Origin of the sequence: Streptomyces sp. NPDC048420 (genome assembly GCF_040651535.1) — a bacterium.
Classification (GTDB): Bacteria; Actinomycetota; Actinomycetes; order Streptomycetales; family Streptomycetaceae; genus Streptomyces.
On record NZ_JBEZKG010000003.1, the window covers coordinates 204,828 to 224,665 of the forward strand.

At 71.7% G+C, this 19,838-nt stretch carries 17 protein-coding genes; 4 read left to right on the forward strand and 13 right to left on the reverse strand.

Annotation, left to right across the window (positions count from 1 at the left end; genetic code table 11):
• Nucleotides 1–205: 205 nt before the first annotated feature.
• From AB0D34_RS05990 to AB0D34_RS06010, 5 genes are all read right to left on the reverse strand, one after another.
• The gene (locus tag AB0D34_RS05990; RefSeq protein ID WP_362657108.1) at nucleotides 206–1,162 is read right to left on the reverse strand and encodes an aminoglycoside phosphotransferase family protein; all 957 of its coding nucleotides are present in this window, start codon (nucleotides 1,160–1,162) and stop codon (nucleotides 206–208) included.
• 45 nt (nucleotides 1,163–1,207) lie between these two features.
• Entirely contained in the window at nucleotides 1,208–2,332 is a 1,125-nt protein-coding gene (locus AB0D34_RS05995) for an aminopeptidase P family protein (RefSeq protein ID WP_362657111.1), read from the reverse strand.
• A gap of 139 nt (nucleotides 2,333–2,471) precedes the next feature.
• Nucleotides 2,472–3,095 carry a LysE family translocator gene (locus AB0D34_RS06000; RefSeq protein WP_362657114.1) on the reverse strand — a complete coding sequence of 208 codons (624 nt, stop codon included), beginning with the start codon at nucleotides 3,093–3,095 and terminating at the stop codon, nucleotides 2,472–2,474.
• A 101-nt stretch (nucleotides 3,096–3,196) separates the two neighbouring features.
• Nucleotides 3,197–3,793 carry a PDZ domain-containing protein gene (locus AB0D34_RS06005; protein ID WP_362657117.1) on the reverse strand — a complete coding sequence of 199 codons (597 nt, stop codon included), beginning with the start codon at nucleotides 3,791–3,793 and terminating at the stop codon, nucleotides 3,197–3,199.
• Nucleotides 3,794–3,882: 89 nt separating this feature from the next.
• A complete protein-coding gene (locus tag AB0D34_RS06010; protein ID WP_362657120.1) occupies nucleotides 3,883–4,758 on the reverse strand; it encodes a LysR family transcriptional regulator in 876 nt (291 codons plus the stop codon).
• Nucleotides 4,759–4,844: 86 nt separating this feature from the next.
• On the opposite strand from AB0D34_RS06010, the gene AB0D34_RS06015 reads away from it, so the two are divergent.
• Complete coding sequence (locus tag AB0D34_RS06015) at nucleotides 4,845–5,582, forward strand: hypothetical protein (protein WP_362657123.1); 738 nt, start codon at nucleotides 4,845–4,847, stop codon at nucleotides 5,580–5,582.
• A 273-nt stretch (nucleotides 5,583–5,855) separates the two neighbouring features.
• Here AB0D34_RS06015 and cyc2 read toward each other — a convergent pair whose 3' ends face one another.
• The gene (cyc2, locus tag AB0D34_RS06020) at nucleotides 5,856–8,015 is read right to left on the reverse strand and encodes a germacradienol/geosmin synthase Cyc2 (RefSeq protein WP_362657126.1); all 2,160 of its coding nucleotides are present in this window, start codon (nucleotides 8,013–8,015) and stop codon (nucleotides 5,856–5,858) included.
• A 169-nt stretch (nucleotides 8,016–8,184) separates the two neighbouring features.
• Between cyc2 and AB0D34_RS06025 the strand changes: the two genes are divergently transcribed.
• Nucleotides 8,185–9,426: an endonuclease/exonuclease/phosphatase family protein gene (locus AB0D34_RS06025; protein ID WP_362657129.1), complete on the forward strand. Its 1,242-nt coding sequence runs from the start codon at nucleotides 8,185–8,187 to the stop codon at nucleotides 9,424–9,426.
• Here AB0D34_RS06025 and AB0D34_RS06030 read toward each other — a convergent pair.
• From AB0D34_RS06030 to AB0D34_RS06055, 6 genes are all read right to left on the reverse strand, one after another.
• The gene (locus AB0D34_RS06030) at nucleotides 9,414–10,202 is read right to left on the reverse strand and encodes an ABC transporter ATP-binding protein (protein ID WP_362657816.1); all 789 of its coding nucleotides are present in this window, start codon (nucleotides 10,200–10,202) and stop codon (nucleotides 9,414–9,416) included. The two genes, AB0D34_RS06025 and AB0D34_RS06030, sit on opposite strands and share 13 nt — an antisense overlap.
• 47 nt (nucleotides 10,203–10,249) lie before the next feature.
• Nucleotides 10,250–10,990: an ABC transporter permease subunit gene (locus AB0D34_RS06035; RefSeq protein WP_362657132.1), complete on the reverse strand. Its 741-nt coding sequence runs from the start codon at nucleotides 10,988–10,990 to the stop codon at nucleotides 10,250–10,252.
• 857 nt (nucleotides 10,991–11,847) lie between these two features.
• Nucleotides 11,848–12,642, reverse strand: coding sequence for an ABC transporter permease subunit (locus tag AB0D34_RS06040; protein WP_362657134.1), 795 nt, complete (start codon nucleotides 12,640–12,642; stop codon nucleotides 11,848–11,850).
• 22 nt (nucleotides 12,643–12,664) lie between these two features.
• The gene (locus AB0D34_RS06045; RefSeq protein ID WP_362657137.1) at nucleotides 12,665–13,597 is read right to left on the reverse strand and encodes an ABC transporter substrate-binding protein; all 933 of its coding nucleotides are present in this window, start codon (nucleotides 13,595–13,597) and stop codon (nucleotides 12,665–12,667) included.
• A 127-nt stretch (nucleotides 13,598–13,724) separates the two neighbouring features.
• Nucleotides 13,725–14,591 carry a TIGR03619 family F420-dependent LLM class oxidoreductase gene (locus AB0D34_RS06050; protein ID WP_362657140.1) on the reverse strand — a complete coding sequence of 289 codons (867 nt, stop codon included), beginning with the start codon at nucleotides 14,589–14,591 and terminating at the stop codon, nucleotides 13,725–13,727.
• Between the two features lie 78 nt (nucleotides 14,592–14,669).
• On the reverse strand, nucleotides 14,670–15,338 hold the full coding sequence (locus AB0D34_RS06055; protein WP_362657819.1) for a Type 1 glutamine amidotransferase-like domain-containing protein: 669 nt from the start codon (nucleotides 15,336–15,338) through the stop codon (nucleotides 14,670–14,672).
• A 182-nt stretch (nucleotides 15,339–15,520) separates the two neighbouring features.
• On the opposite strand from AB0D34_RS06055, the gene AB0D34_RS06060 reads away from it, so the two are divergent.
• Together AB0D34_RS06060 and AB0D34_RS06065 are read left to right on the forward strand one after the other, a co-directional pair.
• On the forward strand, nucleotides 15,521–15,664 hold the full coding sequence (locus tag AB0D34_RS06060; protein WP_362657143.1) for a hypothetical protein: 144 nt from the start codon (nucleotides 15,521–15,523) through the stop codon (nucleotides 15,662–15,664).
• 213 nt (nucleotides 15,665–15,877) lie between these two features.
• The gene (locus AB0D34_RS06065) at nucleotides 15,878–19,081 is read left to right on the forward strand and encodes a tetratricopeptide repeat protein (protein WP_362657146.1); all 3,204 of its coding nucleotides are present in this window, start codon (nucleotides 15,878–15,880) and stop codon (nucleotides 19,079–19,081) included.
• Here AB0D34_RS06065 and AB0D34_RS06070 read toward each other — a convergent pair.
• A complete protein-coding gene (locus tag AB0D34_RS06070; protein WP_362657149.1) occupies nucleotides 19,039–19,791 on the reverse strand; it encodes a class I SAM-dependent methyltransferase in 753 nt (250 codons plus the stop codon). The genes AB0D34_RS06065 and AB0D34_RS06070 overlap by 43 nt on opposite strands.
• Nucleotides 19,792–19,838 lie beyond the last annotated feature (47 nt).

A 19,838-nucleotide genomic window follows, 5' to 3' on the forward strand; every position in this document is an offset into this window, starting at 1 on the left:
CACACCCCGAAGCCGAGCCGGAAGCCCATGCTGACCACCCACAGGGCCGCCGCCCCCGGCTGAGCCAGTCGGAGATCGTCATGCATCGACTGTCCGGCTCCGGCGCCCCTCGACACCTCGACCCCCGGGTGGAAGCAGGGTGGAAAAGACCAGGTGGAGACGCCTACAACTCCCCGCCTACAACTCCCCGCCCACAACGCCCCGCCTACAACCCCGCCTCGTCCGTCTCCTCGTCCCGCAGCTCCGTGACCCGCTCCAGCAGGATCGCCTCCCAGGCGCGCCCGAGGCGGGCCCTCAGCAGGCTCAGGGATGCGCCCTCGCGGCCTTCGAGGTGTGCCGCGAGACGGATCACGGTGTCGCAGCGGGCCAGCCACAGGCCGCGCAGACAGGGGCGGGCGCCGTAGCCGGCGAGGGTGGCGGCGCGGACCGCGGCGGGTGAGCCGACGGCGAGCGCGAGGCCCGCGATGTCCTCGGCGGGGTCGCCGACGACCGTGCCGGTCCAGTCGAGGACACCACGCACCCGGCCGTCGGCGCTGACGACGAGGTGCTCACCGGTCAGGGCGTGGTGCACGAGGACCGCGCTGCCGGGTTGCGCGGCGAGCTGGACCGCGGCGGGCGGGGTGAGCTGCTGGAGCCGGGCCGGGTCGAACTCGTCGGCCGCGTGCAGAAGTTCGGCGGCCCGTCCGGCCTCCCGGCGCAGCGCCTCCAGGGAGCGCGGGGCGACCCGCGGGACACCGAGCGCCTCGGCCTGCCGTAGCGGCACCTCGCGCAGCCCCGTGAGCAGCCCGGCCAGGTCGGCCTCGCCGACGGCGGACACGTCGTGCTCCTCCGCCGAGCCGCCGGGCACCTTGGTGTCCAGGGTGTAGGCCAGCCCGGGCGCCCACTCGCCCTGCGCCACGCTGGTCGGCACCGCGACCGGGACGTGCGGGCGGACCAGGTCGCGCAGGCGCAGCTCGCGGCGCCTGCGGACGGAGGCCTCTCGGTCGTCGGCGAGACGCAGCACATGCCGGGTGCCGACCCACCAGGTGGAGTGCTCGCCGCCCTCGGCGACGGGCCTGACTTCGGGCCCGCCGGTTCCGGCCGCGCCGGGCGGGCTGTCCTTGAGCAGGGTACGGACCAGCCGGCGGACCGTGTCCGCGGTGGGTGTCGGTGCCTGGGTCATGGTCGCGCCGTAGTCACTCGATGGGTGGTGGGCTCTTGGGCTCGGTCAGTCCACTATGACCATCTCGCGGGTGGTGTCGTTGAGCCTGCGGCCGCCGTCCTCGGTGACCGTGACGATGTCCTCGATGCGTACCCCGAAACGGCCCGGCAGATAGACGCCGGGCTCCACGGAGAAGCACATGCCCGGGACGAGGGGCTGTTCCTCGCCCTCGATCATGTACGGCGGTTCGTGCGTGGTGACGCCGATGCCGTGCCCGGTGCGGTGGATGAAGTACTCGCCGTAACCGGCGTCGGCGATGACCGCGCGGGCGGCCCGGTCGACCTCCTGACAGGGCACGCCGGGCCGTACCGCCCCGAAGCCCGCCTCCTGGGCCGCGCGCACCAGGTCGTGGACCCTGCGCTCCTCGTCGGTGGGTTCGCCGACGTGGACCGTACGGGAGGTGTCGGAGCCGTAGCCGTCCTTGAGGCCGCCGAAGTCGAGGACGACCATGTCGCCGCGTTCGATGATCCGGTCGCCGACCTCGTGGTGCGGGTTGGCGCCGTTCGGTCCCGAGGCGACGATGGTGAAGTCCACCTGTGTGTGCCCGTGCTCGATCAGCAGCCGGCTGAGGTCGGCGGCGACCTCGGACTCCCGGCGGCCGCCGAAGGGAACCTTCCGGATCTCCTCGAACGTTGCGTCAGCGGCCGCTCCCGCGGCCGCCAACAGCTCCAGCTCCGCCTGGTCCTTGACGGCCCGGAGCATCGGCAGGGCCTCGGTGAGTGATGCGTACGAGGTTCCGGGCAGCGCCTTCTGCAGGCCCAGCAGGTGCATGGCCCAGGCGTTGTCGCTGATACCGAAGCGGCCGGCGGCGTCCAGGAGGGCCGCGGTGACGGCGTAGGGGTCCTTGCCGTCGGTCCAGTCGCGCAGGCTCAGGGCGCTCGCGCCGGCGGCGTTGGCCGCGTCCGGGGCCTCTAGGGTGGGAACGACGAGGACGGGGTCCTGTCCGGGCGCGAGGACCAGCAGGGTAAGCCGTTCGGTGGTGGCGGTGGGCGCGTAGCCGGTGAGCCACACCAGGTCCGGCCCCGGCGCCACCAGGAGTCCGGCCAGTCCGGCCTCGGCGGCCGACCGTGCCGCGCGCTGCATGCGGGCCCTGTAGTCGTCGGCGACGAAGGGCGCTGCGGTGCCGGTCATTCCGGGCCTCCCTGGGCGGGTGATGGTCTTTGGGCAGCATCCTGCCCGGCCGGAGAGGGGCGCGCGAGCCGATCGACATGTCTTTCGCGCGGAGCCGGAAGGCAGCCGCTCCCGCGTCAGTTCCCCAGGCAGCCGTACGTCAGCTCTCCAGGGCCATCCGGACGCCGAGGAGCAGCAGCACGCCTCCGGAGACCTGTTCGAGGCGTCGGCGCACGCCCGCGCGGGACAGCACGGCCCGCAGCCTGCCGACGAACCACACGTAGAGGCCGTAGTAGCCGATCTCATAGACCGCCCAGAGAGCGGCGAGCCCGACCATGGTGGGCAGGTGCGGGGCGCCCTCGGGGACGAACTGCGGCAGGAAGGACATGGCGAAGACGGCCGCCTTGGGGTTGGCGAGGTTGAGCAGCAGTCCCGCGCGGTAGGCGGCCCAGCCGGTCCTGCCGGTGCTCTCCCAGCCGCCGTCGTCCGCGGCCCCCTTGGAGCGGCGCGCCTGGCGCAGCGCCTGGACGCCGAAGGCGACGAGTACGACAGCACCGACGATCCGCATCACGTCGTAGGCGATCTCGGACGCTGTCAGGAGCGCGGTCAGGCCCAGCGCGGCGACGACGCCCCAGATGAACACACCGGTCTCGTTGCCGAGCACGGTCAGGAAGCCGGAGCGTCGGCTGTGCAGCGACTGCTTGATGATCAGCACGGTGCTCGGCCCGGGGGACGCGGCGATGAGGGTGCAGGCCCCCAGGAAGGCGAGGAGCGTGGTCGGCATGGGCTCATCGTGGCGCCGAGGGCCGGGGTCGGACCAGTGGTTTTCTCACCTCGACCGACTGGATCGGCTCCCACGGGCACCGGCCCTGCGGTGGGCACGGGTCACGTGACGACGCCCGGTACCGCCGTCAGCTGCTGGTAGCCGCCACTGCGGTGGCGGACCGTGAGGACGATCTCGCGGCCGGGACGGGCGCCGGCGACGGCTCGTGCGAGGTCGTCCGCCGAGTCGACGCGGGTGCGGTCGAAGGCGAGCAGTACGTCGCCGCGGACCAGGCCCGCCGTATAGCCCGGGCCGGGGACGTGGACGCCGATCACCAGCGCGCCCGCCTTCTCGGCGTCCACGGCCTCCAGGCCGAGGGTGGCGACGACAGGGGCGGGGGCGGGCGAGCGGCCGGTCGTCGGCGTTCCGGACGGCGGAGAAGGGCTGGGGCCCGCCGAGGTGGACGGGCCCGCCGGGTGTGCTCCCGCCCGCTGTCGGAGTTCGGCCAGTTTGCTCATGCTGATCACGGTGGCGCCCACCGTGCCGAGGCCCACCCCCGACAGCACCAGGAGGGCCGCGACGAGCAGGCCGAACAGCAGGGTCGTGAACCGGCGTCCGCGCCGGCGTGCGGCGTGCGGGCGCCGGGCGGGCCCGGGCTTCCGGCCGCCGCCGGGCTCCTGACCGGGCATCGGCTTGGGGCGCAACGCAGTCTGTTCCATGGATCGCCTCCGGCTGGATCACCACCGGCTGGTTTCTACCCGGCGCACCGGCGCGCGACGAGCCACGAACGAGTGAGACTGACGGGTGGTCAGGAGCGGGAAGCGGCCGGAACCAGCAGGTCGACGAAGTCCGCCGCGGCTCCGCCCGGTGTGCCCGCGTACACCAGTTCCGTCCGGTGCACGACCCTCGGACGGTCGACCGGCACGGCGACCGTGCCCGGCACCCCGGTGGCCGCGGACCGGGGCAGCAGGGCCAGGCCGTGCCCCGCGGCGGCGAGGGCGGTCAGAACGCCGACGTCGGTGCCCTCGTAGCGCAGGGCGGGCCGGAAACCGTGACCGCCGTTCGCGGCGCGGAGCTGGGTCAGCGGCAGGGCGGTGTCGGGGGCGTCGATCCAGCGGGCGTCGGCGAGGTCGCCGAGGCGCAGTCCGGCGCGCCGGGCCAGCGGATGGGTGTCCGGCAGCAGGACGCACACGGGCCCCTCCGCGATGCCGCGGGTGGTCAGCGGGGCCACGTCGGGCAGCCGCAGCGGGTCGCTGGGGGCGGCCAGGCCGTCGATGAGGCCGACATCGGCCGTGCCGGTGGCGACGGCCACGGGAACCGCGTCGCGGCCCGTCACCCGCACGGTCACGCCGACCGCCGGGAGGGCGGCGAGGATCCGCGGTCCGAGCGCCGTGGGCGCGGCCGCGAGGGTCAGGCCCGGTGCGGGCGCGGCTGCGGTCCTGGCGACGTCCGCGCGGGCCGCGTCCAGGCGCAGCAGCAGCGGCTCCGCGTGTTCGAGAAGCCGTGCGCCGGCCGCGGTGGGGGCGACGGGGCGACGGGTGAGCAGCGGCGCGCCGAGGTCCTGTTCGAGTGCCGCGATGTGCTGGGACACCGCCGACTGGGTGTAGCCGAGCTCGCGGGCGGCCTCGGAGAAGGAGGCGAGGCGGGCGACGGTGACGTAGGTGCGCAGGAGGTGCGGGTCCATGCGCTCAGCATTGCATCAGAGTTGCTTATCAAGAGTGCAGTAATCATCGTTGGACGCGATCCTCGGGCGCCCGTCAGGATGCCGACATGACGATGAACACGGCACGAACCGCCCGGATCGCCCTGGTGGGAGACCGCTCCCCCAACGTGGTCTCGCACACCCGCATCCCCGGCCTGCTGGAGGCCCTGGTCGAACGTGACGGGCTGGTGCTCGACGCGTACTGGGTCCCGTCCGAGGGCGCCGAGGACACCGACGTCGTACGTGGGTTCGATGCGGTGTGGGTGGTGCCGGGCAGCCCCTACCGCAGCGAGGCGGGAGCCCTCGCGGCGATCCGCACCGCGCGTGAGGCGGGCATCCCCCTCCTCGGCACATGCGCCGGGTTCCAGCACGCGCTGCTTGAGTACGCCCGCAATGTCTGCGGGCTGACGCGGGTGGCGCACGCCGAGAACGACCCGGACGCCGCCGACCTCCTCATCGAACCGCTGGCCTGTTCCCTCGTCGACCACGAGGGCGTGGTGAACGTCGAACCGGGATCGCTGGCCCAGTCGGCGATCGGTTCCGATCGGACCGTGGAGCGCTACTTCTGCGCCTACGGCCCCTCCCGCCATCTGGACACCCTGCGCGCGCACGGCCTGCGCTTCTCCGGGCACGACGAGGACGGGCAGGTCCGGATCGCCGAACTCCCGGGCCACCCCTTCTTCCTGGCCACACTGTTCCAGCCGGAACTGTCCGGCGACGGCTCACGCCCGCACCCGGTCGTCCGGGCGCTGGCGCGGGCCGCGGTGGAGCACGCCCGGCACCGCGGGGCACGTCAGCCTGCCTGAGTGGGCGTCAGCCCGGCTGCCCGCCCCGCGCGGAGTGGCGTCGGCCGGTGTGGGAGCCGGAGAGCACCTCGGGCAGTTCGAAGGTGTCCCCCTGGCCTTCCTGGACGCAAGACTCCATGAACGCCGGGTCGGGCACACCGGCGGGCTGGTTCGGGCCCTTGTCGACCAGACGGAGCGTGCGGCCGGCGAAGGCACGGAAGTCGACGAGCAGGAACGAAGCGTTCGGCGGGTGCGGGGGTCAGCATGGGCAGCGCACCGGATATCCCCCGACGGTCAGCCCGCCAGGGGAAGTGCCGGTGGGCGGTCCGGGAGGAAGCCGTGGGTGCGGTGGGCGAGGTGTTCGGGCTTGTAGCGGTCGACCGCGCGGTGCCAGTTCAGGATGCCCGCCATCCAGTTCTGAAGGTCGGTCACATAGCCCCGCATGACCTCGCGCGCTTCGGCCGAGAGCTCGAAGTCTTCGTACACGATGGGCAGTTCGTGCGCGGCGACATGCTCGAACTGCTGCATGCGCTGGGTCATCAGATCGTGGACGACCCTCAGTGCGGTCGGGTAGTCGATGCCGAAGAAGTTCTGCACGACGAGGATGGCGTTGTGGACCTCGCCCTCGTACTCGATCTCCTTCTGGTACGAGAAGACGTCGTTGATGAGCATGCCGTAGTCGATGGCCGCGTTCTCCAGTGAGCGGACGGGTCCGCTGCGGTAGACCTCCGGAGGGACGGCGGGGCCGTGGCCCATGCGGCACATGCTCAGGGTCAGGTCGGAGCCGAAGGTGGCGCGCCGCATCTCCAGGTAGTCGACCGGGTCGGGGATGCGGTTCAGGAGCTGGTTGGCGAGTTCCCAGACCCAGCTCTCGGTCATGACGTTCACGGCGTCCTTGAGGGTGCGCCGCTGGTCGGGGGTCATCTCCGCCGTGGTGCGTGCCCACAGGTCGATCAGGCCGCGCTCCATGCCGTTGACGGGGATCAGGGTCTGTTCGCCGTCGAGGGGCATGCAGTCCGACAGGCGCTGGGTGGTCAGGCGGGCGGCGGCGAGATCACGGCGGGCGCCGAAGACGAGCGGGTAGTAGTCGTCGCCGTAGGTCCCCCAGGCGAGCCAGTGCGAGCTGAGGTCCAGGGCCTCGGGGCTCGCGTCCGGGTCGAGGCCCGCCGAGCAGAGGGGGAGGTCGGCGGCGGCGAGCCGGTCCTCGTCCCAGACGCCTTCCTGGAGCATGCCCATGCGGTGCATCCACTGGGTGAGGCGGGGCCTGGCGGCGGGCAGGTGCGGGCTGAGCTCGACCTGGAAGGGCATGTAGAAGTCGGGCAGCAGGGACGGGCCGACCTTCTGGAACGGCACGTGCGTGTGGGCGCGCAGTCGCTCGGCGCCGGCCGCGGCGAGCAGGGCGCCGACGTCCGCGGCGGAGGTGCCGGGGCCGGTCAGGGTCTGCCAGGGGGAGGTGGTCTCGGCGCGGGCGTTCATGTAACGGCTGGAGCGCATGTGCCATTCGTGGCCGCCGGACTGCCAGTCCTGGAGTCCTTGGGTGTACTTGGCGACGGCCGACACCTCGGCCGGGGAAAGACCCTTCTCCAGGGCGACGGCAGGAACCTCGGTCAGGGCGGTGTGCTCGAACTGGTGGAGACGGGAGGTGAGGACGTCGTTGACGGTGTCGGCGGCCTCCTGGGTGGTGCAGCCGAAGAAGGTCTCCAGGACGAGCACGCCATTGCTGAGCTCGCCCTCGTCCTCGACCTCGCGCTGGTACGAGAACAGGTCGTTGCGCAGGTGGACGCCGTCGGAGAAGGTCTCCATCAGCACCCGCAGGGGTCGTGTTCCGGCGACGGACGCCGGCACCTCGGCCGTCGCGTACTCCACGAGACCGGCCGACCAGGGGGCACCGCCGACCTTGCGGCGCATCTCGATGTACTCGACGGGGTTGGCGATCCGCCCCTCGTTGATGTTCGAGAGCTCCCACAGGGACTCGTTGAGCAGATGCTCGGTGGCGACGGCGAAACGACGGCGCCAGTCGGCGGACATCGACGGCACGGTGCGCTTCCACAGGTCGGCCAGGCCCGCCTCGACCGGGTTCTCGGGCTCCGGCATCGGGGTCGACAGGTCCATCGGCATGAACAGGGGCAACCGGTCGAGGTAGGCCTTGCCGCCGGCGCGGTCCTGGGTGCGCTTGAAGGTCTCCAGGAAGTGGTCGTCGAAGAAGAACACCCACACATACCAGTCGGTGATCAGCGAGAGGGCCGGGCCGTCGCAGTCGGGGTGTGTGTAGGCGCAGAGCAGGCCGTAGTCGTGTGCGTCGAGGTCGGACTGCTCCCAGATCCCGGACCCCTCCAGCATGCCCATCTCGCGCGCCCACACGGTCGAGTGGGCGCGGGCCTCGTCGACATGCGGGTTCAGCCGCGCGGGGTACGGCATGTAGAAGTGCGGGAGTTCGAAGGGCTGCTGCGTCATGAGCCGGGCCCTACCCAGCGCGCTGCGGAGGCATCCGCCACAGCACACATGATCACACCATCGCGTGAATCCGGACTGAACTCGGGAGTTCTCGGAGGGACTTGTGGCGTTCATCTCTACGCGCGCAGACTTCACCCGTTCACGTGTCCCGTCCCTCACCGGAGTCCCGATGAACCACCGCTCGCCAGACCTCTCCCGCCGAACCGCGCTCACCGCGCTCGCCGGTGCCGTGCTGGCCGGTGCCACCGCGGCACCCGCCTCCGCGGTCGCCTCCCGCCACCGGACCGTGCGCTTCGCGACGTTCAACGCCTCTCTGAACCGCGGCACCGAGGGCGCGCTGGTCACCGATCTGTCCACGCCGGACAACTCCCAGGCGCGCAATGTCGCCGAGACCATCCAGCGGGTGGCTCCGGACGTGCTGCTGATCAACGAGTTCGACTATGTGGCGGGCGGCCGGGCCGTCCGGCTGTTCCTCGACAACTACCTCGCCGTCGGGCAGCGCGGCGCGCGGGCGATCCGCTTCCCGTACCACTTCACCGGCCCGGTCAACACGGGAGTGGCCTCCGGGGTCGACCTCGACGGGAAGAACGGCGCGGTCACGACGCCGGGTTCGGACGCGTACGGCCAGGACGCCTACGGCTACGGCTGGTTCCCGGGGCAGTACGGCATGGTCGTGCTGTCCAGGTTCCCGATCGACAGGCGCGCGGTGCGCACCTTCCAGCACTTCCTGTGGAAGGACATGCCGGGCAACGTCATCCCCGAGGGCTACTACAGCGACGAGGCCCGGGCGATCCTGCGGCTGTCATCCAAGAGCCACTGGGACGTGCCGTTGCGCATCGGGCGCGAGACGGTCCACTTCCTCGTCTCGCATCCGACCCCGCCCACCTTCGACGGCACCGAGGACCGCAACGGCCGGCGCAACCACGACGAGATCCGCCTGTGGGCCGACTACATCGGCGGGCGGCGGCGCGGCGCCTACCTGTACGACGACAAGGGCGGCCGGGGCGGTCTGGAGCCCGGGGCGCGGTTCGTGATCGCGGGTGACCTCAACGCCGATCCGTACGACGGTGACAGCTACGACCACGCCGTACGGCAGTTGCTGGACCACCCGGCGATCCGGCTGCCGAAGACGCCTCCGTCGAGCGCGGGCGGAGTGGAGGCGGCGCGTCTGCAGGGCGGTGCCAACGCCTCGCACGTCGGGAATCCGGCGTACGACACCTCGGACTTCAACGACACGGCGCCCGGCAATCTGCGGGTGGACCATGTGCTGCCGTCCAGGGGGCTGATACCGAGGGCCAACGGCGTGTTCTGGCCGACGTCCGGCGACCCGCTGTACCGGCTGGTCGGCAACGGCACGACGGTGCCGACCTCGGACCACCGGATGGTGTGGCAGGACGTTCAGGTCTCCTGAGCCTCCGGACCGCCGCTCTCCTGAACTCCCTTGCCGCGCACCGCCCGTCCGACCTCCGCGCGCAGTGCGACGAACTCCGGCAGGCCCCGGGTGGCGATCTGGTCCCGCCGCCCGGGGAGCCGGACCGGCAGGTCCTGGACGATCCTGGAACCGGGGCCCGGGGAGAGGACGACGACGCGGTCGCCGACGTAGACGCTCTCGTCGATGTCGTGGGTGACGAACACGATGGTCGTGCCGTCGGTGCGGTGGACCTCCAGGAGCAGGTCCTCCAGGTCCTCGCGGGTCTGGGCGTCGAGGGAGCCGAAGGGTTCGTCCATGAGGAGGAGGGTGGGGCGACAGACGAGGGCTCGAGCGATGGCGACGCGTTGCTGCATACCGCCGGAGAGCTGCCAGGGGTGGCGGCGGGCGGCGCCGGACAGGCCGACGCGGTCGAGGATGCGGTCGGCCTCGGCACGGCGTTCGGTCCGGGCCAGGCCGCGGCGGCGCAGGGGCAGGGCGACGTTGTCGCGGACCGTGAGCCAGGGGAACAGGGAGCGGCCGTAGTCCTGGAAGACGACGGCCAGGCTGTCGGGGACGCCGGTGACCGGGTCGCCCTCGATGATGATCTCGCCGTCGCGGGCGGGGAGCAGGCCTGCGATGGTGCGCAGCAGGGTGGACTTGCCGCAGCCGGACGGGCCTACGACGCACAGGAGTTGGCCCGCGGGGACGGTGAGGGTGATGTCGTGGAGGACCTGGTGGTCGCCGTAGCGCTGGCCGACCGCGGAGAGCTGGAGCATGCGGTCGGTGCCCTGTTCCTGGGCGCGGGTCGCGTGACTCATGTGGTTCATGTGGCCCTCCCCCTGCCGAGCAGCCGTTTCTCGACCGCCAGCAGGCCGGTATTGAGCAGGTACCCGAGGGTGCCGAGCAGGACCAGCGCCGACCATACGGTGAGCAGGTCGGAGCGGGTCTGGGCCTCGGTGAGGGTGAAGCCGATGCCGTTCGCGGTGCCCGGCAGCAGTTCCGAGAACACCATGAGGATCAGAGAGAGCGAAAGACTCAGGCGCAGTCCGGCGAAGATCCGGGGCAGGGCGGAGGGCAGGACGAGGAACCAGAGGCGTTCGGCGGTGTTCAGGCGCAGGACCGCGGCGACGTCGAGGCGCAGGGGGTCGGTGTTGCGGACCCCGGCCGCGGTGTTGATCAGTACCGGCCACACGGCGCTGAAGGCGATCGACGCGATCTGCATCGGCGTACCGAAGGCGAAGACCACGACGAAGACGGGGACCAGGGCGGGGGGTGGGACGGCCCGGGCGAACTGGAGGACGGGGTTGGCCAGCGCGTACACCCACCGCGACCGGCCCACCGCCACGCCGAGCACGATCCCGGCGACGGCTGCGAGCGCGAGCCCGGCGGCCATCCTGGCGAGGCTGGGCAGGATGTCGTCCACGGCGGCCGGGCTGAGGAAGAGATGCCGGGCGGGCCCGTCGAACCACAGGTCGTGGACATGGCGGGCGACGCGGCCAGGAGGCGGGAAGTAGACACTGCCGTGGGCACGGGCGACCGCTTCCCAGCCCCCGACGGCCAGCACAAGGACCAGCCAGCGCAGGAGGGCGGGGTGGGCGGCGAGACGGGAGCGGAGCGGGGGTGCCGTGGAGCTGGGGGGTTGGGCCGGGAGAGGGTCGGGTGCCGCGGAGTGAGGGGGCCGGCCGGGGGGAGTCTCGGGTGCCGCAGAGTCAGGAGGCCGGCCGGGGGAAGGGCCAGGTCCCGCAGAATCAGACAGCCCACCGCGCAAAGGCTCCCGCGCCGCAGAGCCAGACAGCCCACCGGAGAAAGGTCCAGGTGCCGCAGAATCAGGGGGCAGACCGGAGGAAGGACCAGGTCCCGCAGAATCAGACAGCCCACCGCGCAAAGGCTCCCGCGCCGCAGAGCCAGACAGCCCACCGGAGAAAGGTCCAGGTGCCGCAGAATCAGGGGGCAGACCGGAGGAAGGACCAGGTCCCGCAGAATCAGACAGCCCACCGCGCAAAGGCTCCCGCGCCGCAGAGCCAGACAGCCCACCGGAGAAAGGGCCAGGTGCCGCAGAATCAGGGGGCAGACCGGAGGAAGGACCAGGTCCCGCAGAATCAGACAGCCCACCGGAGAAAGGGCCAGGTGCCGCAGAATCAGGGGGCAGACCGGGGGAAGGGCCGGGTGCCGCAGAGCCAGACAGCCCACCGCGCAAAGGCTCCCGCGCCGCAGAATCAGACAGCCGGCCCTCGGACAGCTCGTCCCCCGCAGCCCCGCACTCTCCCGACGCCTCACCACGCGCCCCTGCCCCAGACAGCTCCCCCTCAGCTTCATGCCCCGCCGACACCTCACCACCCGCCGGTTCCCCCGAACCCCGCTCCCGGCCGCCGGCCTCACCCCGGCGCGCGCCCCCGCCAGGCGTCGACCCCGCTGCCCCGCTCACCGCCCCGACCCCTGCCCCACGGCCCCCCGATGCTCCGGCGTCCACGGAAACAGTCTCCGTTCCCCCCACACCAGCAGCGCGTTGATGACGAGTCCCAGCGCCCCCGCCCAGACCACGCCGGCCAGGACATCCCTCGTGCCGTCCGTGGCCAGCCCCGCCTGGGCGATGAAGATGCCGAGGCCCTCGCCGAAGCCGGAGAGGATCTCCGTGGCGACGGCGAGGATGAGGGCGACGGCGGCGGAGATGCGGATGCCCGCGGCGATGAAGGGCGCCGTGGCGGGGAGTTCGGCGCGCAGGAGGACCGCGAGGCGGCCGAAGCCGAAGGCGCGCAGGGTGTCCTTGGCGAGGGGGTCGGTCTCGCCCAGGCCGTAGACGGTGTTGAAGATGATGGGCCACACACAGGCGTACGTGATCAGCGCGACCTCGGTCTCGGTGCCGGAGCCGAGCAGCAGGGAGACCAGGGGGATCAGGGCGACGGACGGCAGCGGCCGCAGGAACTCCACGATCGCCCTGACCGCCGCGTCGACGAGCGGCACACTGCCGAGGAGCAGCCCGAGCGGTACGGCGATCGCGCAGGCGAGGGCGAGTCCGAGGGCCCAGGCGCGGAGGGTGACTCCGATGCCGTCGAGGAAGACCGAGTCGCCCGCCAACTCGACGGCGCGGGCGAGGACTTCGGAGGCGGGTGGGAGATAGCTGCGGCGGACCAGGCCCGCCCGGCTCACCGCCTCGCACACCCCGAAGGCGAGCAGCACCCCGAGGAGCCCGAGCCAGAGTTCCTGACGATCCCTCAACCACCTCACGGTGAAGGCCTTCTCACTTCACCAGCAACGTCGTCGGATCGATCGGCTTCTTCAGCATCTTCTGCTTCTCCATGAGCGCGGTGAGCCGGGCGATCTGCGTGCCGTCCATGGTGGCCGGGTACACCGGCAGGTCGATCTTCGCCGCCTGCTCCTTGCTGACCTTGGTGTACGTCGGCAGCACGTCCCGCACCAGGGAGGGGTCGGCGTCGGCGAGCTTCACGGCTGCCTTGATGGCCCGTTGGAAGCGGGCGAGCGCGTCGGCGTTCTTCCCGGCGAAGGCCGACGTCGTGATGTACCCGCTGAGCGGGATCGACTCGACCGGGGCGGACGCCCCGTCCACCAGCACCCGGGCCCCCAACTCGTCCTGGATGGAGCTGTCGTAGGGCTCGACCGCGTGCACGGCGTCGACCTGGCCCTTGTCCAGCGCGGCGCCCAACTGCGGGAAGGGGATCTGCCGGTAGACGGGTCGGCCGACGCCCTGTTTCGCCAGGATCTCGTTGAAGGTCAGCGACTGCACGTTGTTGAGAACGTTGACGGCGAGCTTCTTGCCCGCCAGGTCGCCGAGGGTCTTGATGTCCGAGTCCTTCGGCACCAGGACCTCCATCATGCGCGGCGCGGCCCTGATCGCCTCGGCGACGATACGGATGTCGAGGGTGCCCTGCTCCTGGGCCTGGAAGTAGGTGACGTAGTTCGCGCTCGCGACCATGTCGATCTGCCCCTTGGACAGCGCGGGCAGGGCCTGGAGACTCTGTTGGACCTGCTGGATGCGGACGTCGAGGCCCTCCTTCTCGAACAGGCCGCGATTCTGGGCGATGTAGAGCATGGCGCAGTCACTCAGGGGCAGCGCGGCCACCCTGACCGTCGTGCGCCCGCCGTCCGAGGACGTGGAGTCCCCGTCACCGCCGCAGGCCGTGAGCACCAGCACAAGGACGGCAGCGGCGGCCACCTTTTCGCTTCCCGAACGCCAAGGTCGTAACGCCAGTCCCAGCACCATCCGGGCATGATGACCCATCGATTGACATGATCACTACACCACGGTCAGTCGAATCGTCACCCCCCTTGCCAGAAAAGCGTCACTCCTCGGAGAAATACGGAAGGACCTCCTCCGCCACCCAGCCGAGCGCGTCGGCCAGCGCCCCGGTGGCGACCGGCAGCCACAGCGAGCAGGAGGTGAGCCCGGCGTCGGCCAGCTGCCGCAGCTCCTCACGCACCCGCTCCGCCGTCGGGTCGCCCCCGCCCAACGGCCGCCGCCCAGGCGGCTGTACGGCGGCCTCGAAGCCCGGCGGTACGAGCATCAGGCCCACCGTCAGCGCCGGCAGAGTGGCCGGATCCCGCCCCGCCTCCTCACCGAGCTCCGCCAACCGGCCCCGCACCTCGGCGAGTCCGGGCGCGTCGAGACCGGAGCCGTGCCATGCGTCGCCGTACCGCAGCGTCCGGCGCAGGGCCGCGTCGCTGTGGCCACCGACCCACACCGGCGGTCCCCCAGGGGTACGCGGCCGCACCCCGAGCCGTACCTCGGCCTCATCCCGCCACAACTTCCGTACGACGTCAAGCTGTTCGTCGGCTCGGCGGCCCCGTCCGGCGAACGGCACCCCGGCGGCGGCGAACTCCGCGGTGTCCCAGCCGGTCCCGACGCCGAGCGTGAACCGGCCGCCGGACAGACGGTCCAGCGTGGCACCCTGGTGGGCCACGACGACCGGGTTGTACAGCGGCAGGATCAGCACACTGGCCACCAGCCCGATCCGGGTGGTCGCCCCGGCCATGGCGGACAGCAGGACCACCGGATCCGGGGTCACGCCCGTCGCTCCCGCCAGCAGATGGCTGCTCGCGATGAGGTGGTCGAAGCCCAACTCCTCGACGGTACGGGCCGTTTCGAGGACGCCGTCGAGTTCGTCCTCGTGAGCCGGCCACAGACGGTGCGGTGCTGCTCCCAGACGCATACGGTGCGACTCCCTTGAAGTCATGCCCACCGCCACGATGGGCCACATGTCCCGCGAGGCTCTCCACCACACGTTGAGTCACGGATGGAACCGCCACCGGCCTTCAGAAATGACATCCACCTCGCCTTCCCTGACGCGTACGGCCGTTTCGTCGTCGAGGAAGTAGATCGGGAAGTCCGCCCGCGCCGCGATGCGGTCAGCCCAGGCGTCGTCCCGCTCGGGGAAATGCGGCGAGTAAAGGTGGGGCTTGAGATACCAGTCGAAGAGGCCGAACGGCGGCTCCACCGTCGTCGCACCGAGCACGTGGAGGTCCGCGGTGTCCCCGATGACGTCGGCGGAATGTCCGGTGAGATGGCGGCTGAAGATCATCGATCCGGCGCTGACCCCCACATAGACCCGGTTCTCCAGCGCCTCCAGGAAGCCGTCGGCCAAGTCGTTGCCGGTGATGCTGCGCGCGAGGTGGTATTGGTTACCGCCCTCGACATGGATGACGTCGGCGTGGAGCAGCCGGTCGAGCACCATCCGCCGGGGCAGGCCGTTCAGCTCCAGGACGTCGAACTCCCGCCAGCCGAGGCCGTGCAGCCGGTTCAGGTCCTCGACGAACCACCCGTGGTCTCCGGGCTCGGCGACTGATGCCGTGGGAACGTACACGACGTTTGCCGATCCGAACGGCTTTCCCACCATGTCCCGCAGCGCATCCCGCAGTGTCTCGTTGCGCAGGCCACTCGCCGTCAACAGAAGGTTCATCGGGCGAGCCAAGCACGGCTGACGGACGCGCGCAACGAACTCACGATCTACCCATTCCATCCGGGTCGACCGGGGCATCGCGGCACAATGGAGGTCTGTCATGATTCGGGCAACTCAGTCGGTTCGTCCAGGACTTCTCCGACGACCACCGCACCGGCGGGGCTCCCGGGCTGCGCACCGGAGTGCCTCTCGGGGCTTTCGGATCCCATGAGAACCAGCCCGTCGAGTTCTCCGTGGCGCCGGAGGGCAGTTGGGATCTGCACCGGGTCCTGTTCTGGTCCGACCTCGTCCCGGTGGGCAAGGACCGCAAACGCGTACGGCCGTGAACGAGGCCTCATGACTGGGGTGACTCCGGCGGCCGTGTCGAACTTCATCAGCGGGATCAAGTCCCTTCCTGTCCCTCCGACATGAGAACCTGAAGACGGGAGAGGGGTTCGGACGTAGCCGTCGAGGTGTGTGCCGACAGGGGGTCCTCGTTGTTCGGGGCAGAGTTGTTCACCCAGACCGCTGCCGCCGCCGCGGGCACGATGGTCGGGCTGATGACCACGGATGCCTGGCATGCCGCCCGGCATCGGATCGCGCGGATCCTGCGGCGGGAGGACGTGGAGCGGCTGGACCGCGCGCGGGCGGCGCTGGACGCCGCGCCGCCCGCCCGGCAGGAGATCATCCTGCGGCAGCAGCGGGAGGAGTGGGACACCACCCTGCGCGGTCTGCTCGCCCAGGACCCGGCGCTGTCCGGTCTGCTGACCGAGTTCGTGCAGGAGTTCTCCGGCCTCGCACGGCCGATCCTCATCCAGATCCAGCAGCCCCCGGTGCCGATTGAGCCCCCTCGCACCCCGGGCGCGCTCACCGTGGCCCCGCCGCTGGGCCGGCTCGACCGCCGGGTGCGCGGCCGTGAGCCGCTCCTCGACACACTCAAGCAGCTGGTGGGCAAGCCGACTTCGGGCGTGCGGGTGCTGCACGGCATGGGCGGGGGCGGCAAGACGACCGTCGCGCTGGAGATCGCCGCGTACGCCGCCGCGCTGAACGTCGACGTGTGGTGGGTGACCGCGAAGAACCCGGCCACGCTGAGCGCCGGGATGCGCGAGGTGGTGGCCGCGCTCGGCACCCCCGCGGATCTCATCGACCGTGCCTGGTCGGGGCGTTCGAGCGCGACCGACCTGCTGTGGCGGCGGCTGTGCGACACCGCGAGCCCGTGGCTGCTGGTCGTGGACAACGCCGACGAGCCCGAACACCTCGCCCCGCACGGCCGGTTGGCGGAGGGCACCGGCTGGATCCGCCCCGCCGCGGAGCTGCCGGGGCTGGTGCTCATCACCAGCCGGGACAGCAGCCCAGCGACCTGGGGACCGTGGGCGACCCTGCACGCGGTCGACGCGCTGGAGGAGCGGGACGCCGCCGAGGTGCTGTGGGACCTCGCCGGGGAGCGGGCCGGGTCCCGTGAGGACGCCCGGCTGCTGGCCCGGCGGCTCGGCGGGCTGCCGCTGGCGCTGCGCATCGCGGGCTCGCATCTCGCGGCGGCATCGGCGTTCCCCGCCTGGCCGGGTACGACGACCGTGCGGACGTACGCCGACTATCGCGCGGCCCTCGACGAGCGCTTCACCGAGCTCCTCGACGCGAACCCGCCCGGGCGGCCGGGCAGCGACTACTCCGTCCCGGTGACCGGCACGTGGGAGCTGTCCCTGGACCTCCTGGAGCGCCGCGGCATCGGTCAGGCCCGGCCTCTGATGCGGCTGCTGTGCTGCCTGGGCGAGGCTCCCGTGCCGCTGGTCGGCCTGTTACGTCCCGACCGGCTCGCGGCCTCCTCCCTGCTGCCCGGTGTCACACCCCAGGAGCTGTTCACCGCGCTCACCTCGCTCGCCGACTTCGGGCTGATCGAACTGCACACCCCGCGCGGCGGCGACGACCACACCCGCACCCTGCTGATGCACCCGCTCGTCCGGGACGCCGGCCGGCTGCAGCGGGACCTCGCCGAGCACATGGCGGAGTACGCAGCGGTCGTCTCCGACCTGGTCGTCTCCGCCACCGCCGAGCTGAGCGAGGACGATCCGCGGGACTGGCCGCGCTGGCGGCTGCTCCTGCCGCACTGCGACGCCCCGCTGGCCCTGCTCGGCGACCCGTACCAGGCCTCCGACGACCTGGTCTCCAAGGCACTCAAGGCGGCGGCCGCCGGGGCCCGGCACCTGATCCGGCGGGGCTGGCTGGACCGGGCCGAGGAGGTGCTGGAGGCCTGCGAGCCGGTCGTGCTCGCCTGTGGCCCGCGCGATCCCGACGCGCTCGAAGTGCGGTCCGCCGCCGCCCATCTGCTCCAGCTGCGCGGCCGGCTCGCCGCCGCCGAGACCCTGTGCCGCTCGGTCCTGGAGGACACCCGGGCGCTGTTCGGTGACGCGGCGGGCGAGAGCGCCGACGCCCGGTACGCGCTCGCGGAACTGCTGTGCGACCGGGGCCGGCCGGCCGAGGCGGAGGCGGAGTACCGCTCGGTGTACGCGACGCGCCGCGCCCTGCTCGGCGAGGGCGACCCGCAGACGCTCGCCGCTCGCAAGGGGGTCGCCCGCATGTCCCGGCAGCGGGGCCTGCTCGCCGAGGCCGAGGAGGAGCACCGGCGGCTGCTCGACGCCTACCGCGAGGCCCTCGGCGACCGCCACCCCGACACCCTGGCCGCCCGTCACGACGAGGCCCAGGTGCTGCACGAACTGGGCATGTTCCGCCAGGCCGAGCAGGAACTGCGGGAGACGCTCCAGGTGTGCGCGGACATGCTGGGCGAGCGCCACCCGGGCACCCTCGCCGTACGCCACGACCTCGCGGACGTCCTGCGCGACCGCGGACTCCTCGCCGAGGCCGAGCACGAGTTCCGTACGGTGCTCGGGCTGCGCGCCGACACCTACGGCGAGGACCACCCGGAGACCGTGGCCGCCCGGCACGGCCTGGCCACCGTGCTGCGCGACCGCGGGTGGCCCGGTGACGCGGAGACCGAGTTCCGGGAGGTCTTCGAGGTCCGCCGCAGACTGCTCGGCGACATGCACCCGCACACCCTGGTGGTCCGCCACAACCTGGCCGACCTGCTGATGGAGCGTGGCCAACTGGCCGCCGCCGAGCAGGAGTTCAGGGCCGTCTACGAGGCCCGGCGGACCGTGCTCGGCGAACAGCACCTGCTCACCCTCTCCGTACGCCACGGCGCAGCCCACGTCCTGCACCTGCGGGGCCGCACCGACCGCGCCGAGACCGAGTACCGCACGGTGCTCGCGGACTGCGTCGACAACCTCGGCCCACACCACCCGGGCACCCTCGCGGTCCGCCACAACCTGGCCGACCTGCTCAAGGACCAGGGCCGGTTCGCGGCCGCGGAACAGGAGTTCAGAGAGGTCTACGAAGCCCGCCGGACCGTCCTCGGCGAACAGCACCTGCTCACCCTCTCCGTACGCCACGGCGCAGCCCACGTCCTGCATCTGCGCGGGCACGTCGAACAGGCGGAGGCGGAGTACCGCACGGTGCTCGCGGACTGCGTGGACACCCTGGGCCCACGGCATCCGGGAACCCTGGCGGTACGGCACAACCTGGCCGACCTGCTGTGTCTGAAGGGCGAACTCGCGTCCGCCGAAGCGGAGTTCACCGAAGTGCGGGAGGCCTGCGAGGAGGTGCTGGGGCTACGGCATCCGCGGACGCTGGCCGCCCAGGACGCCCTCGCCCGTCTTCGTTCGCAAGGTCAGGCGCCCAGCGATCCCGACTCGGCCGCCGCCGGTTCGTAGCCGGGGAAGCGGGCCGGGATCTGCCCGAGGTCCCACAGCGCGAGCGCCTTGTCGTCGTAGAAGTCGTCGGACTCGTCGTCGCCGATGATCTTCAGGGGTTCGGGCAGCCCGAAGGGGGCGAGCCGGAGGTTGATGGGCCGCCACCAGCCGGTGACGATGTCCGTGTTGGCCGACGTCCGGGAGAAGGTCGTGGTGAGCAGATAGCGCGAGCCGCTCTCCCGGAAGCGGGTCAGCGCCTCCACCACATGCTGGTAGGAGAAGTGCACGAGGGCGTCCCGGCACACGATGAGGTCGACGCACGGCACGGGTTGCGCGGTGAAGTCGAGCAGCTGGAACTCCCGCCCGGACCCCGGGTAGTTGGCCCGGTTGGCCTCGACGAGCTCCGTCACGACGTCACCACCGAGGTAGGAGGCGCCGTCCAGTTCGACGTACCGCATCCAGTTGAAGTCGCCGCACGGCGCGTCCAGCACCGAGCGGACACCCAAGTCCTTGATGAGCCCGCCGAGTTGGGCGATCACCCGCTTCATGCGCTGCAGCTCGGAGCCCGGTCCCGAGCGGGTCTCGTCGGAACCCCAGCGGTTGGTGCGGTAGATGTCCGTGAACACGTCGTGCAGGTCGGCTTCGTCACGGGGGTCCGTGACGTCGACATAACGCCGTGCGTCCACGTCGTAGACGGGCTCCCCAGGATTGCTCAGGTACCGCGGGGTCAATGACGTCCTCTTTCGCTGCCCGTCGGCGGGACGTATGGCAGCCCACC